This window comes from Synechococcus sp. CCY9202 (genome assembly GCF_034931685.1).
Taxonomy (GTDB): domain Bacteria; phylum Cyanobacteriota; class Cyanobacteriia; order PCC-6307; family Cyanobiaceae; genus CBW1002.
Genome location: NZ_JAYGID010000052.1, coordinates 16739 through 31351, shown reverse-complemented (window position 1 = coordinate 31351; position 14613 = coordinate 16739). Strand labels below are relative to the sequence as shown.

Here is a 14613-nt window from a genome sequence, read left to right as displayed (position 1 = left end):
ATCCAAAAAAAAATGGCCCGCTCCAGGGGCCATTGATTTCCGTGGTGTTGTGTACTGGCCGGGCTTCACTTGCCCGCCAGTGCCGGTTCTCGCTCTTCACTGCTGCCTTCGGGTCTGCTGCTGGCTTCTGGACGGGCCAATGGCTTCTTCTGATTGGCCACCTTGATGCCTCCTTTGATCGCGCTCACGGCCAGAAGCGCTCCGGCCTCCTCCTCGGATCGCACGGCACTGGGCACCGGCTTGTAGGTGCCGGGCGCGAGGGCGTTGCCGCGCAACACAGCGCCCAGAGTGAGCAGGGTCAGCTTGAGCTGCTGCCAGGGATTCATCGCCACAACGCGTTTGTAGAGATAGCTGTCGAAGGTGAGTCTCTGCACATCCTTGTCGTCGCACATCTCGACGAAGGCCTCGCGGGCGGCATCGTTGCGGTAGAAGATATTCTGCAGAATCTCGAGCACTTTGTACGTGGCACCGTACTTTCGGTCCCACTTCTTCAGGTATTTCTTCAGATCAGCTTCGCTGGGAATTCGGGTTCCACCAGCACTGGCAGCCACGATCTCCTCAGCGCACATGCGCCCGCTCTTGGCAGCGAAGTAGATGCCCTCACCCGAGCTCTTGGTCACATAGCCGGCGGCATCCCCCACCAGAGCCATACGTCCGACAACGCGGCGAGGACGGGGATGTTCTGGGATCGGGTGGGCTTCCACCTTGATCACCTCACCGTTGAGCAGGCGCATCTTGGCCCGCTCGCGAATGCCGACCTGCAGACCCTTGATCAGAGCCTGGTTCTCCTGCATGGTGCCGGTGCCGACAGCCACATGGTCGTACTTGGGGAAGACCCAGGCATAGAAATCGGGGGACACATCGGTGCCCACATACATCTCTGCCAGATCTTCGTAATAGGCCATCTCCTCGGGCGGTAATTTGATCCGCTCCTGGAAGGCGATGGCCACGTTGTAGTCGCCGGCATCCATGGCCTTGGCCACCCGGCTGTTGGCGCCATCGGAGCCGATGATCAGGTCCACTTCCAGGGTCTTGGCCTCGCCGGTCGCCTCACCGGAGGCGTAATCGGAATAGGTGAGTGTGTATGGACCCTGGCGGGCCACACCGGTGTCGATCTTCGTGACCAGTCCGTTGATCAGGTGAGCGCCCAGATCAGTGGCACGGTTGCGCAGGAAGGCATCCATCACCTCGCGCCGGCACATGCCGATGTATTCATTCTGATTATCCAGATGAATGTCCACCTCCCGATTGGAGGGGGAGATCATCCGCATGTTTCGCACCTTGCGGTCGATGATCGATTCGGGCAGATCAAACTCTTCGACCATGCAGAGCGGAATCGCTCCGCCGCAGGGTTTGGCATTGTCGAGTTTCCGCTCGAACAGCCAGGTCTCGATTCCCGCCTTGGCGAGCACTTCCGCAGCACAGGACCCGCTCGGGCCACCGCCCACTACCGCAACGCGCAACATCTTGAAACCTGCTCCGCCAGAAGGATCCTCGGCTGGAAGCTAACACTGTTGCCGATCCGTTCGGGGGCTTGAAAGGACTTGAAAGGAGCTGTCCGTACGATTGTTGAAACGCTGTGGATGGAGGGGTGCCGGCACCCGTGATCGGTGAAGACATTCCTCTGGCCCGGCGATCGCCCGCGACCCTGGCGCGCCGGCCCTCCAAGCGCACCGCCTTCGTGGGACTGGTCCTGGGCCTGATCGGCGCCACCGCCGTGCTGCTGCTGGTTCCAGGACCATGGCGTCGCTGGCTGGAGCCCCTGCCGGTGGAGGGGCTCAATGCCCGGCTCAGTGCCGATGGGCGCCTGCTCGGCCATCACCCCTACCCCGAGGTCCCCCGCGACCAGCTGGTGGAGCTGGAGCTGTCGCCAGGACTGGAGTTGAAGCCGGAAGCCGCCGCTGCCGTGGGTGCGATGCAACGGGCCGCCGCTGCGGATGGGGTGGATCTGGTGGTGCTGAGCGCCTTTCGCTCGATTGCGCTGCAGAAGTCGATCTTTTTTGATATCAAGGCCGAACGCAACCAGAGCGCCCAGGAACGGGCTCGTGTCAGTGCGCCGCCGGGGTTCTCCGAGCACAGCACCGGGTATGCCGTGGATCTGGGCGATGGGCGCGATCCCGCCACCAATCTGTCTGAGGCTTTCGATCGCACCGAAGCCTTCCGCTGGTTGCAGGCCAATGCCGCTCGCTTTCACTTTCAGCTCTCCTTCCCGCAGAACAATCCCCAGGGCGTGAGCTATGAGCCCTGGCACTGGCGGTTCGAAGGATCAGCGGACGCCCTGAAGCTGTTTGAGCCCGCCCAGAGACTGGCGCGATGAGCAACAACCCTGCCACGGCCATCCAGGTCCCGCTGACCATGCCGGAACTGCTTGCGCCGGCGGGCTGCTGGGCGTCGCTCAAGGCTGCAGCTGCCAATGGCGCCGACGCGGTCTACTTCGGTGTGGAGGCTTTCAACGCCCGCCTGCGGGCCGAAAACTTCAGCCGCCAGGATCTGCCGGAGCTGATGGACTGGCTGCACCGGCGCGGAATCCGGGGGTTTCTGACCCTCAACGTGCTGATCTTCCCCGATGAGCTCGAGCAGGCCGCCGATCTGCTGCTGGAGGCGGACGCCGCGGGTGTGGATGCGGTGATCGTGCAGGACGTGGGTCTGTGTCGGCTGGCGCGCCAGGTCGTGCCGAGGCTGAGCCTGCATGGCTCCACCCAGATGTCGATCACCAGTGCAGCAGGGGTGGCCCAGGCCGAGGCGCTGGGGTGCGATCGGGTGGTGCTGGCCCGCGAGCTCAGCCTGCGGGATCTCAGGCGGATCGATCGGCAACAGCGCCAGCGCGGTATGGCGATGCCCCTGGAAGTGTTCGTGCATGGAGCCCTCTGCGTGGCCTATTCGGGCCAGTGCCTGACCAGTGAGGCCCTGGGCCAGCGCAGCGCCAACCGGGGGGAATGCGCCCAGGCCTGCCGCCTGCCCTATCAGCTGATCGTGGATGGGGTGGAACGGGATCTTGGAACGCAGCGTTATCTGCTGTCGCCCCAGGACCTGGCCGCCTGGGAGTTGCTGCCCCAGCTGGTCGATACCGGTGTGGCCAGCCTCAAGATCGAGGGGCGCCTCAAGGACCCCACCTATGTGGCGGCGGTGACCTCCGCCTACCGCCAGAGCCTTGATCGTCTGGCAACGGCAACGAGCCCTGCGCAGCTCGTCTCGGAATCCCGCTCGGAGGTCTCTGCCGATCAGCCCCCCGAGCCTTCCAGGCGCCATGAACTGGAATTGAGCTTTTCGCGGGGGCTCTCCAGCGGCTGGCTGCACGGTGTGGACCACCGCCAGCTGGTGCATGGTCGCTGGAGCAAGAAGCGGGGCCCCCAGATCGGTCACTATCGCGGCCAGGAGGCCCGCGGCGGCTGGTGGCTGTTGGACACCATCACGTCGCTCAAGCCTGGGGATGGCTTGGTGTTCGAACTGGCGGGCTCCGCCCCCCTGGTGCCACCGGAGGAGATCGGTGGCCGGGTGATGGCAGTGGAGTCGCGCGGTGAAGGCCGGCTGGCCCTGCGGCTCGGCCCGGGGAGGATCAGCGCGGAGACGCTGCCACCTGGTTCCCCCTGCTGGTTGAGCAGCGATCCCGCCCTGGAGAAGCGCTGGCGACGCCTGGCAACGGCGGACACACCCGAGCTTGCCCGTGCTCTGCACCTGCGTGTGCGCGGGGCCCTCGATCAGCCCTTGCAGCTGGAACTGCTGGCTGTGGATGGCACTGGGACCCTGCCTGAGCCCCCACTTCAGTGGTACACGGATTTACCGCTGCAGAGCGCCAGGGGCCCAGGCCTGGATCGCCAGCGGCTGGAGCAACAGCTGGGTCGGCTGGGCGGGACGGGATGGCGGCTTGGATCCTTGGATGTGGACCTGCCAGCCGGGTTGTTCCTGCCGGTCACCGAACTCAATCGCCTGCGCCGGGGGCTGGTCGCGGCGCTGACCCCCCTGCTGGCCAGTGGCTCGAGCACCTCAGGGAAACCGTGGCCATTGGGAGCCTTGTCCACCGCTCCAGCACGGACGCCAGCCCAGGCCATTCAGGCCTGGAGTGCCGCCGAGCTGCAGCAGAGCTCCAGCACTGAGCCGGAGCTGGTGGTGTTGGTGCGCAGCCTCGAGCAGCTGCAGGCCTTACAGGGACTGCCTGTGGCCCAGGTGATCGCCGATCTGGAGCAACCGGCCGACCTGCGCGAGGCCGTGGCCCTCGGCAGGGGCTGCTGGCCGGGAGGCATCTGGCTGGCCGGCGCCCGCATCACCCGCCCCGATGAAGCCTGGAGCCTGGAGCCCCTGTGGAGAGCCCGGCCCGATGGTTTCCTGGTGCGCAACGCCGATCAACTTGAGCGGCTGACGCCCCTGGCTCCCTGCATCGGTGATTTCAGCCTGAACGTGGCCAACCCCCTGGCGGCGCACTGGTATCTCGACCACTGGGGTCTGCAGCGGGTCACCGCCAGCTACGACCTTGCCCTGAGCAAGCTGCAGGACCTGATCCGCGGCTGCCCGGCCGGTCGTCTTGAGGTGACGGTCCACCAGCACATGCCCCTGTTCCACATGGAGCATTGCCTCTTCTGTGCCTTTCTCTCCGACGGTCACGACCACACCGATTGCGGCCGTCCCTGTGAGCAGCACGAGGTACGCCTGCGCGATCGCAGCGGCGTGGAGCATCCACTGCGGGCCGATCTGGGCTGTCGCAACACGCTCTTCAACGGCAAGGCCCAGACCGCTGCCGAGGCCTTGCCCGCGTTACTGGATTCCGGGGTGCGGCACCTGCGCCTGGAGCTGCTGGAGGAGAACGCCGAGGCGACACGGCGACGCGTCGACCTCTATCGCCAGGCCCTGGACGGCCGCCTCAGCGGCCGTGATCTGTGGCGCAACGAGAATCTCGACAGTCGTCTTGGCGTGACGCGCGGCACCCTGCGGGATCGGGTCTCACGCCAATCCAGAGATTGAGACCCGTCCAGAGACTGAGATAGGATGAACGTTCGCTCCATTGGTCATCGCTTGAGCTACGGATGCTTCAGTGCCCAGGCGCCCGCATTTCAGGATTCAGGGGTGTGACCCCCTGATCAGGGCATCTGCGCGCTTGCGATGTGTGGTGTGGCCGGTCATTCCGGCAACGCGGACATCCCGGAATTTCTGAACGACTCGGAAGACCGAACCCATAGGACCGAACCCATAGACCCCTCCATCACGAAGATCTGCCCATGAGCGGCGACATTAAAGGCGCCCCGATTCGCAATATTGCGATCATTGCCCACGTTGACCACGGCAAGACCACCCTGGTCGATGCCCTGCTGACCCAGTCGGGCATCTTTCGCGAAGGCGAGGCGGTGCCCACCTGCGTGATGGACTCCAACGACCTGGAGCGGGAGCGGGGCATCACGATCCTCTCCAAGAACACGGCGGTGGATTACAGCGGCATCCGCATCAACATCGTCGACACCCCCGGACACGCCGATTTCGGCGGAGAGGTGGAGCGGGTGCTCGGCATGGTGGATGGCTGTCTGCTGATCGTCGACGCCAACGAAGGGCCCATGCCCCAGACGCGCTTCGTGCTCAAGAAGGCCCTGGAAAAGGGTCTGCGGCCGATCGTGTTCGTCAACAAGATCGACCGGGCCAGGGTCGATCCCGAACAGGCGGTCGACAAGGTTCTCGATCTCTTCCTCGAGCTGGGTGCCGACGACGACCAGTGCGATTTCCCCTACCTCTTCGGCAGTGGCATGGGGGGCTACGCCAAGCCGGACATGGCGACCGAAAGCGACACCATGAAGCCGCTCTTCGATGCCATCCTGCGCCATGTTCCACCGCCGGTGGGCGATGCCACCAAGCCCCTGCAGATGCAGGTCACCACGCTGGATTACAGCGATTTCCTCGGCCGGATCATGATCGGCCGGATCCACAACGGCACCATCCAGTCGGGCCAGACCGCTGCCCTGATCCGCGACGACGGCAGCATCAAGCGCGGGCGGATCAGCAAGTTGCTGGGCTTCCAGGGTCTGCAACGGGTGGAGATCCAGCAGGCCAGCGCCGGTGATCTGGTGGCGGTGGCCGGTTTCGATGAGGTGAACATCGGCGAAACCATCGCCTGCCCGGATCACCCCGAGGCTCTGCCCCTGATCAAGGTGGATGAGCCCACCCTGCAGATGACCTTCGTGGTCAACGACTCGCCCTTCGCCGGCAAGGAAGGCAAGTTCGTCACCAGCCGGCAGATCCGCGATCGCCTCCAGAAGGAACTGCTCACCAACGTGGCTCTGCGTGTCGAAGACACCGATTCACCCGACCGCTGGGCCGTGAGCGGCCGGGGTGAACTCCATCTGGGCATCCTGATTGAAACGATGCGTCGGGAGGGCTACGAATTCCAGGTGAGCCAGCCCCAGGTGATCTACCGCACCATCGACGGCACCCCCCATGAGCCGTTCGAAGCGCTTGTGATGGATGTTCCTGAAGAGTCGGTGGGCGCCTGCATCGAAAAGCTGGGCATTCGCAAGGGCGAGATGCAGAACATGGAAACCACCAGTGATGGCCGCACCCAGCTGGAGTTCGTGGTGCCCTCCCGCGGCCTGATCGGCTTCCGTGGCGAGTTCATCCGCGCCACCCGTGGCGAGGGGATCATGAGCCACTCCTTCCTCGACTATCGCCCGATGCAGGGCGACGTGGATGCCCGTCGCAGTGGCGTCCTGATCGCTTTTGAGGAAGGTACAGCCACCTTCTATGCGCTCAAGGGCGCCGAAGATCGCGGCCAGTTCTTCATCACTCCAGGCACCAAGGTGTACAAGGGCATGATCGTGGGTGAGAACAGTCGCCCCCAGGATCTCGAGCTCAATGTCTGCAAGGCCAAGCAGGTCACCAACATCCGCTCCGCGGGTGCCGAGGTGCTCGATACCCTGCAATCGCCGATCCAGATGACCCTCGAGCGTGCGCTCGAGTACATCGGTCCCGACGAGATGCTCGAAGTGACTCCCGAGTCGATCCGTCTGCGCAAGCTTCCCGCCAAGAAGCCCGCCAAGCGCTGACTCCGGTGTGACGGATTCCGCAGCCGAGCCGAATGATGTTGATCCGCACGAGTCTCAGCTGATTGCGGATCCGCGCTTCGATCAAGCCGTGCGCTTGTTCAATGCCGGCGAGTGGTACGACTGCCACGATGGTTTCGAGGAGCTCTGGCATGAAACTCAGGGCCCCCTCAGGCCGGTGCTGCAGGGAATCCTGCAGATTGCCGTGGCCCAGATTCACCTGGGGCGCGGCAATCTCAGGGGGGCCATGGTGCTGCTGGGAGAGGGCGTGGGGCGCCTTGGGCCCTGCGGACCCACAGCCCTGGGCCTCGATCTCGAGCGGTTGCGCCAGCCAGCTCTCGCCCAGCTGCAGACCCTGCAGCTGGGTGGCGAGCCCTTGCCCCTTGCCATGGATCAGCTGGCATTCGTGCAGCTGCGTCCCCCATGCCAGAAGGCCCCTCCGGGACCTCTGTAAATTGTCGTGCTGTGCTGCCGTAGCTCTTCTCTTGGGGTTGGATGTTGACCACGGCCACGCTTCGGGGGTTCACCTTGCCACCGGGGAATTCCCGGAGTTCCGGGTCAGGGCGACACCGCCTGCATCAACGCACCGAAGGCTGCAGCTGGGCTGGATGCTGGCCCTTCTGCTTGGACATGTCTCGTTGACCGGGGTGCCGGTCAAGGCTCAAGAGGGGGCGGTTGGCGTCCCCGAGGCTCCGCCAGCGGCGCTGACGACTCCTGTCAGCACACCCCAACCAGGATCGGCAGAACCGCAAGTCCCAGCTGCGGCAACTCCCCCGGCAGCAGCCCCGGCAGCAGCTGGGCCACCCGCCAAAACGCCCACCACCGGTCTGGTGACGATTGAATCCGACCTGCAGCAGGCCGACAACCGCACCGGGGTGATCACGGCCACAGGCAACGTTCGCATCGTCTATCCCGATGAACGGGTCGTGGCGACGGCCCGCCAGGCGCAATATTTCAGCCAGGAGGGTCTGGTGATCCTCAGTGGCGATGTGGACGTGATCCAGAGCGATGGTCATTCGATCAAGGCCGAGCGCGTGTACTACTGGGTGGAGAACGAGCGCGTCAAGGCCGAACCCCTCGGCGAACAGCAGGTGTTCAGCAAGCTGAAGGTTGATGCCCTTCAGAAGCCTGCCCCTGTTGCCCCGGGCGCGGAAGGCACGGCCAGGAGCCCAGTGTCAGCACCCGAGCCATCTGGTCCGGCCGACTCCACCTCGGGCGCCAACCATCCATGAGCCTGGTGGTTCAGGAGGCGGCGCTCACCATCGCTGGCCGCCCGTTGGTGCAAGACGTGAGCCTTGAGCTTGCCCCTGGAGAGGTGGTGGGCCTGCTCGGCCCCAATGGTGCCGGCAAGACCACCACCTTCAACCTCGTCACCGGCCTGCTGCGGCCAGACCGGGGGCAGGTGCTGCTGGATGGGATGCCTGTTCAGAAACTGCCGATGCCGCGCCGCGCCCGACTCGGCATCGGCTATCTGCCCCAGGAAGCGAGTGTGTTCCGCACGCTCACGGTGCGCGAAAACCTGCGGCTGGCCCTTGAGCAGAGCCGCACACCCCGCAGCCTGCGCCGGCAGCGGCTTGAGACCCTGATCGAGGAGTTTCACCTGGGTCCGTTCCAGAACCGCAAAGGGTTTCAACTCTCCGGAGGCGAGCGCCGCCGCACGGAAGTGGCGCGAGCCCTGGCCGTAGGAGCGACTGGCCCGCGTTATCTGTTGCTCGATGAGCCATTTGCCGGGGTCGATCCCATGGCCGTGTCCGATCTGCAGGAGCTGATCGCCAATCTGCGCAGCCGCGGCATGGGTGTGCTGATCACCGATCACAACGTGCGCGAGACCCTTTCAATCACCGATCGGGCCTACATCCTCACCGAAGGGCGCATCCTCGCCTCGGGCACCTCCACCGCGATGGCCAACGATCCGCTGGTTCGTCGCCACTATCTCGGCGAGGCTTTCCAACTGTGACCACCGCCTCGATGCTGCAGCGCTTTCAACGCCACCCGATTCGCTTCAGCCTCCACTGGCTGCCCCTGATGGATCGCTGGCTCATCGCTGAGCTGGTTGGTCCGTTGCTGTTCGGCATCGCCGCCTTCACGGCCGTCTCGTTGTCCGTGGGCGTTGTCTTTGAGCTGGTCCGCAAGGTGGCGGAGGCCGGCCTGCCGCTCACCGCGGCCATGCAGGTGCTCGGCCTGCGTCTGCCGGGCTTTCTGGTGCTGTCCTTCCCCATGGCCACCCTGATGGCCACCCTGCTGGCCTATAGCCGGCTGTCCGGCAACAGCGAACTCACCGCTCTTCGCAGCGTGGGGGTGAGCACCAAGCGGATGGTGGCACCCGCCGTTGCCCTTGCGGTGGCCATGAGTCTGCTCACCTTCGTGTTCAACGATGTGATCGTGCCGAGGGCCAACCTCTCCGCCTCGATCACGCTGGATCAGGCTCTCGGCAAGGCCATCGCGGCTGAACGGGGACGTCACACTCTTTATTCGCGGTTTGGAAGGATCTCACGACCCGATGGAGAAAGCGTTCGTGGCATGACCCAGCTGTTCTATGCCCAGGAGTTCAGCAATGGGGAGATGAAGGATGTCACCCTGATTGACTTCTCACGGACCGGCCAGCGTCAGATGCTGATGGCCAATACCGGCCGCTGGAACGAGGCCAAAGCGATGTGGGAGTTCCGCAATGGCCGCATCGTCAGTGTCGATGAGGCGAACGACACCACGACCTCTGCCAATTTTGACCGCTACTTCTATCCACTCAGTCGGGATGTCGAGGAGGTGGCCAAGCTCCCCACCGATGCCAACCTGATGACGGTGGGCCAGGCTCGCCGTGCTGAAAGGCTCCTGCTGGCGGCCAACAATCAGAAGGAAGCCCGGCGGTTGCGGGTGCGTATCCAGGAGAAATTTGCCTTCCCCGCCATCTGTCTGGTGTTCGGCCTGATCGGCAGCAGTCTGGGGGTCCGTCCGAATTCCCGCACAAGCCGCAGCCAGGGCTTTGGAATCAGCGTGCTGTTGATCTTCGTGTATTACCTGATGTCGTTCATCTTCAGCTCGCTGGGCATCACCGGTACCCTCTCTCCCGTGATGGCTGCCTGGCTGCCGGTTGGCATCGGTTTGGCCGGCGGACTGGTGCTGCTGCGTCAGGCCAGCCGCTGAAGCGGCAGACTGGCGCGGTCGCTGCAGTTTCTGGTGATTGATCCGGTTCTTGGACTTGGGCTCACGGCTTTCGGCCTGCTCCTGCTGGTGCTGCCTCTGTCCTTCTGGTCCCTCAGCTCTGGCCGCAGAAGTTCAGCGGTGACCGTGCTGGTGGCCGCCGCCAACCTCTGCCTCACCGCCCAGCTGGTGCTGCGCTGGTGGGATTCAGGTCACTTTCCGATCAGCAACCTCTACGAGTCGCTCTGTTTCCTGGCCTGGGGTTGCACGCTGACCCAGCTGCTGGTGGAACGCTCCTGGCCCTCCCCCCTGGTGCCGGCGGCATCCACTCCGATTGCCCTCGGCTGTGTGGCCTTCGCCAGCTTCGCCCTGCCGGACACGATGCAGGAGGCTTCGCCCCTGGTTCCGGCCCTTCGCTCCAGCTGGCTGATCATGCACGTGAGCGTGATCATGGTGAGCTATGCAGCCTTGCTTGTGGGCTCACTGCTCTCGATTGCCGTGCTGTTCACGGATCGCGGCAATGATCTGGTGCTGCGCAGCAGCTCGATCGGCACGGGTGCTTACCGAAAATCCCAGCTGGTCGGTGCCGGAGCGCCCGACGCTGTGGAATTGCACAGCACAGGTTTTGCGATCAGTGAGCAGCTCGACAGCCTCAGCTATCGCACCATCACCGTGGGGTTCCTGCTCCTGTCAGTGGGACTGGTGAGCGGTGCCGTCTGGGCCAACGAGGCCTGGGGAAGCTGGTGGAGCTGGGATCCCAAAGAAACCTGGGCCTTGATCTGCTGGCTGGTCTATGCGGCCTATCTCCACACCCGCTTGATCCGGGGCTGGCAGGGTCGTCGCCCTGCGCTCGTGGCCTCTGCTGGACTGGTGGTGATTGTGGTGTGTTATATCGGCGTCAATCTTCTCGGCATCGGCCTGCACAGCTATGGCTGGTTCCTAGGGGCTTGACATGCCATCAGAGAGAGGCGTCCTCGCAACGGCTCAAACCAAAAGAAAGCCCCCTGGAACCAGGGGGCTGAATCGTAATTTAGACTGTCAGCCTGTTGGTGCTGAGCAACCAGTCCGATTCAGACCAGGGCCGGCTGGGGCCGCTTGCTGTTGCGGATTCCGGTGATCGCTTCGGCATAGCTGGGCTGGTTGAACACCCCGGAGCCACTGACGATGGCGTTGGCTCCAGCCTCGATCACCATCCAGGCATTCTCAGCCTTGATGCCGCCATCCACTTCGATCCAGGGATCCAGGCCCTTCGCGTCACACATGCGTCGCAGGTCCCGGATTTTCTGCACCTGGCTCTCAATGAAGCTCTGACCGCCAAAGCCGGGGTTGACGCTCATCACCAGCACCAGGTCGCAGAGCTCGAGGCAGTACTCGAGGGTGTCGATCGGTGTGCTGGGGTTCAACACGGCTCCAGCCATCTTGCCGAGATCCTTGATCTGGGCCAGATTGCGATGCAGATGGGGGCAGGCCTCGACCTGAACGCTGATGATATCGGCGCCGGCCTTGGCAAAGTCAGCCACATACTTTTCCGGCTCCACGATCATCAGGTGCACGTCGAGAGTCTTGGAGGTGACCGGCCGCAGGGCCTGAACGATCAACGGACCGATGGTGATGTTCGGCACGAAGCGCCCATCCATCACATCCACATGGATCCAGTCGGCACCGGCTTCGTCGACCGCGCGCACGTCATCGCCGAGGCGAGAGAAATCGGCCGACAGGATCGATGGGGAGATCACCAGGGGCTTGGTGCTCATGGGTGGGACCTGTCGTACGAAGGGGTGCACCGATTGTAGGAAGCGGCCTTTCCCGACCCTGGGCGGCGGGCAATGGGAGGGGTCCGCGGTGGTCGCTGATACAGTTGGACCGCTTCAAGTCTGAGAGGCCCTGCAGCGGCTGGAACCTTCCGCCGAGACCGGCCATCCGCCGGACCTGGCCCTGGTCTCCGAAGCGTTTGCACAGCAGCATCCGAGCACTGGCGCTTCCCGCCTGCCCGGTCTGCCGGTCCCCTCGTTGAGGCAGTCACCCCTGCCGCACTGCTGTGGATCGCACTCTTATCCAGGAAATTCTCGAGGTCGTCGAACAGGCCGCCATCGCCTCCGCTGAGCTCACCGGCCTGGGCAAGAAGGACGAAGCCGACGCAGCAGCCGTTGAAGCCATGCGCAAACGCATGGGCCAGATCCAGATGCAGGGCCGCATCGTGATCGGCGAAGGCGAGCGCGATGAAGCGCCGATGCTTTACATCGGTGAAGAGGTGGGCAGTGGCACCGGTCCCGGCGTCGACTTTGCCGTTGATCCCTGCGAAGGCACCAACCTCTGCGCCAACAGCCAGCGTGGCTCCATGGCCGTGCTCGCTGCCTCCGACCGCGGTGGCCTGTTCAACGCCCCCGACTTCTACATGAAGAAGCTGGCCGCTCCCCCGGCCGCCAAGGGCAAGGTGGACATCCGCAAGAGTGCCACCGAGAACATCGCCATCCTCAGCGAGTGCCTGGGACTCGCCACCAGCGAGCTGGTGATCGTGGTGATGGACCGTGCCCGTCACAAGGACCTGATCGCCGAAATCCGCACCACCGGCGCCCGTGTACAGCCCATCTCCGATGGGGATGTGCAGGCTGCCATCGCCTGTGGTTTCGCCGGCACCGGCACCCACTGCCTGATGGGCATCGGCGCGGCACCCGAGGGTGTGATCTCCGCCGCCGCCATGCGGGCCCTGGGTGGCCATTTCCAGGGGCAGCTGGTCTACGACCCCGCCGTCGCCCAGACCTCCGAGTGGGCCGATTACACCAAGGAGGGCAACATCGCCCGCCTCAATGAGATGGGTATCACCGACGTGGACAAGGTCTACGAAGCTGAGGAGCTCGCCTCCGGAGAGAACGTGGTCTTCGCCGGCAGTGGCATCACCGATGGCCTGCTGTTCAACGGGGTGAAATTCGAGAAGGACTGCACCCGCACCAGCTCCCTGGTGATCAGCACCCTGGACAGCACCGCCCGCTTCACCGACACCATCCACATGAAGCCCGGTGCCCAGAGCATCGCGCTGCGCTGATCACCCCAACTGTCCGCGTCAATCCGTCCGCGACAAATCGTCCGCGCCAAGAGGTCTGCCTCCATGCACATTGCCGTTGTCGGCCTGAGCCACCGCACGGCTCCTGTGGAGATCCGGGAGCGCCTGAGCATCCCGGAGCAGACCATGGAGGCCTCTCTCCAGCAACTGCGCTCCGATGAGCAGGTGCTGGAGGCCTCCATCCTCAGCACCTGCAACCGGCTGGAGATCTATGCCCTGCTGCGGCATCCCGACCAGGGCATCTCGGCTGTGGGCTCCTTCCTCAGCCAGCATTCCGGCCTGAGCGTCGATGAGCTCAGCCCGCATCTCTTCACCTTTCATCATGAAGATGCCATTGCCCACCTGCTGAGGGTGGCTGCCGGCCTCGACTCGTTGGTGCTGGGCGAGGGCCAGATCCTCTCCCAGGTGAAGAAGATGGTGCGGCTCGGCCAGGAGCACCGCTCCCTCGGCCCGATTCTCAACCGCCTGCTGAACCAGGCGGTGAGTACCGGCAAGCGGGTGCGAACCGAAACCAATCTCGGCACCGGGGCCGTATCGATCAGCTCAGCGGCCGTTGAGCTGGCTCAGCTGAAGGTCGGCCAGGCCCGAGGAGTGGACGACCTGGTCCCGCTCGACCAGGAGCAGGTGGCCGTGGTGGGGGCTGGACGCATGTCCCGGCTGCTGCTGCAGCATTTGGCGGCCAAGGGCTGTCGGGGTGTGGTGCTGCTGAACCGCACCGTGAGTCGGGCCGAAACCCTGGCGGCCGATTTCCCGGATCTGCCCGTGCAGTGCAGACCCCTGGTGGACCTGGATCACTGCCTCAGCACCTGCTCACTGGTGTTCACCAGCACCGCCGCTGATGACCCGATCATCGATGCGGAGCGACTGAAGCGGCTGAACCGCCGATCCAGCCTGATGCTGGTGGACATCGGTGTCCCCCGCAACATCGCCTCCGATGCCGGCGACCTGGCTGGTGTCGAGGCTTTTGATGTGGACGACCTCCAGGAAGTGGTGGCCCGCAACCAGGAGGCCCGTCGAGAGATCGCCGCCGAAGCCGAAGGCCTGCTGGAGGAGGAGGCAAGGCTGTTTCTGGAATGGTGGGATGGCCTCGAAGCCGTGCCCGTGGTGAACCGGCTGCGGATCCAGCTGGAGGACATCCGCGAGCAGGAACTTCAGAAAGCCCTGAGCCGCATGGGCCCGGATCTCTCGGCAAGGGAGCGCAAGGTGGTGGAGGCGCTCAGCAAGGGAATCATCAACAAGATCCTCCACACTCCCGTGACCAACCTGCGGGCCCCCCAGCCGCGTCAACAACGCCACACGGCGATGAAGGTGCTGCAGGATCTGTTCGAGCTGGTCGATGGCAGCAACGAGACCTGATCTGGTGATCTGGGACAGGCATCGAAGTGCTGCGGAGACTCG

Annotated in this window: 12 protein-coding genes; 10 read left to right on the top strand and 2 right to left on the bottom strand. The window is 64.3% G+C overall.

Features of this window, described 5'->3' with window-relative positions:
* Positions 1-65: 65 nt before the first annotated feature.
* Positions 66-1466: a geranylgeranyl reductase gene (gene chlP / locus VB777_RS07225; RefSeq protein WP_323247990.1), complete on the bottom strand. Its 1401-nt coding sequence runs from the start codon at positions 1464-1466 to the stop codon at positions 66-68.
* A gap of 125 nt (positions 1467-1591) precedes the next feature.
* On the opposite strand from chlP, the gene VB777_RS07220 reads away from it, so the two are divergent.
* The 8 genes from VB777_RS07220 (at position 1592) to ccsB (ending at position 11105) form a co-directional block, all read left to right on the top strand.
* Positions 1592-2317 carry a M15 family metallopeptidase gene (locus VB777_RS07220; RefSeq protein WP_322756959.1) on the top strand — a complete coding sequence of 242 codons (726 nt, stop codon included), beginning with the start codon at positions 1592-1594 and terminating at the stop codon, positions 2315-2317.
* Positions 2314-4956, top strand: a complete 2643-nt coding sequence (locus VB777_RS07215) for a U32 family peptidase (protein ID WP_323247988.1) — start codon at positions 2314-2316, stop codon at positions 4954-4956. The genes VB777_RS07220 and VB777_RS07215 overlap by 4 nt, the downstream gene beginning before the upstream one ends.
* A 254-nt stretch (positions 4957-5210) precedes the next feature.
* Complete coding sequence (gene typA, locus VB777_RS07210) at positions 5211-7019, top strand: translational GTPase TypA (protein ID WP_197155423.1); 1809 nt, start codon at positions 5211-5213, stop codon at positions 7017-7019.
* Between the two features lie 88 nt (positions 7020-7107).
* Positions 7108-7470 (top strand): DUF309 domain-containing protein, encoded by a 363-nt coding sequence (locus tag VB777_RS07205; protein WP_323247986.1) that lies wholly within the window; start codon positions 7108-7110, stop codon positions 7468-7470.
* Positions 7471-7846: 376 nt separating this feature from the next.
* Complete coding sequence (locus tag VB777_RS07200) at positions 7847-8248, top strand: hypothetical protein (RefSeq protein ID WP_323247984.1); 402 nt, start codon at positions 7847-7849, stop codon at positions 8246-8248.
* The gene (lptB, locus tag VB777_RS07195; protein WP_197155433.1) at positions 8245-8973 is read left to right on the top strand and encodes an LPS export ABC transporter ATP-binding protein; all 729 of its coding nucleotides are present in this window, start codon (positions 8245-8247) and stop codon (positions 8971-8973) included. Before VB777_RS07200 ends, lptB begins: the two co-directional genes overlap by 4 nt.
* Before the next feature lie 11 nt (positions 8974-8984).
* On the top strand, positions 8985-10157 hold the full coding sequence (locus VB777_RS07190; protein WP_197159265.1) for an LptF/LptG family permease: 1173 nt from the start codon (positions 8985-8987) through the stop codon (positions 10155-10157).
* 33 nt (positions 10158-10190) lie between these two features.
* Entirely contained in the window at positions 10191-11105 is a 915-nt protein-coding gene (gene ccsB, locus VB777_RS07185) for a c-type cytochrome biogenesis protein CcsB (protein ID WP_197170196.1), read from the top strand.
* Positions 11106-11224: 119 nt separating this feature from the next.
* On the opposite strand, the gene rpe is transcribed toward ccsB, so the two are convergent.
* Entirely contained in the window at positions 11225-11908 is a 684-nt protein-coding gene (rpe, locus tag VB777_RS07180) for a ribulose-phosphate 3-epimerase (RefSeq protein WP_197155436.1), read from the bottom strand.
* A gap of 284 nt (positions 11909-12192) precedes the next feature.
* On the opposite strand from rpe, the gene glpX reads away from it, so the two are divergent.
* Together glpX and VB777_RS07170 are read left to right on the top strand one after the other, a co-directional pair.
* Positions 12193-13197, top strand: a complete 1005-nt coding sequence (gene glpX / locus VB777_RS07175; protein WP_197170197.1) for a class II fructose-bisphosphatase — start codon at positions 12193-12195, stop codon at positions 13195-13197.
* 63 nt (positions 13198-13260) lie between these two features.
* The gene (locus VB777_RS07170; protein ID WP_322756957.1) at positions 13261-14571 is read left to right on the top strand and encodes a glutamyl-tRNA reductase; all 1311 of its coding nucleotides are present in this window, start codon (positions 13261-13263) and stop codon (positions 14569-14571) included.
* Positions 14572-14613: the final 42 nt, after the last annotated feature.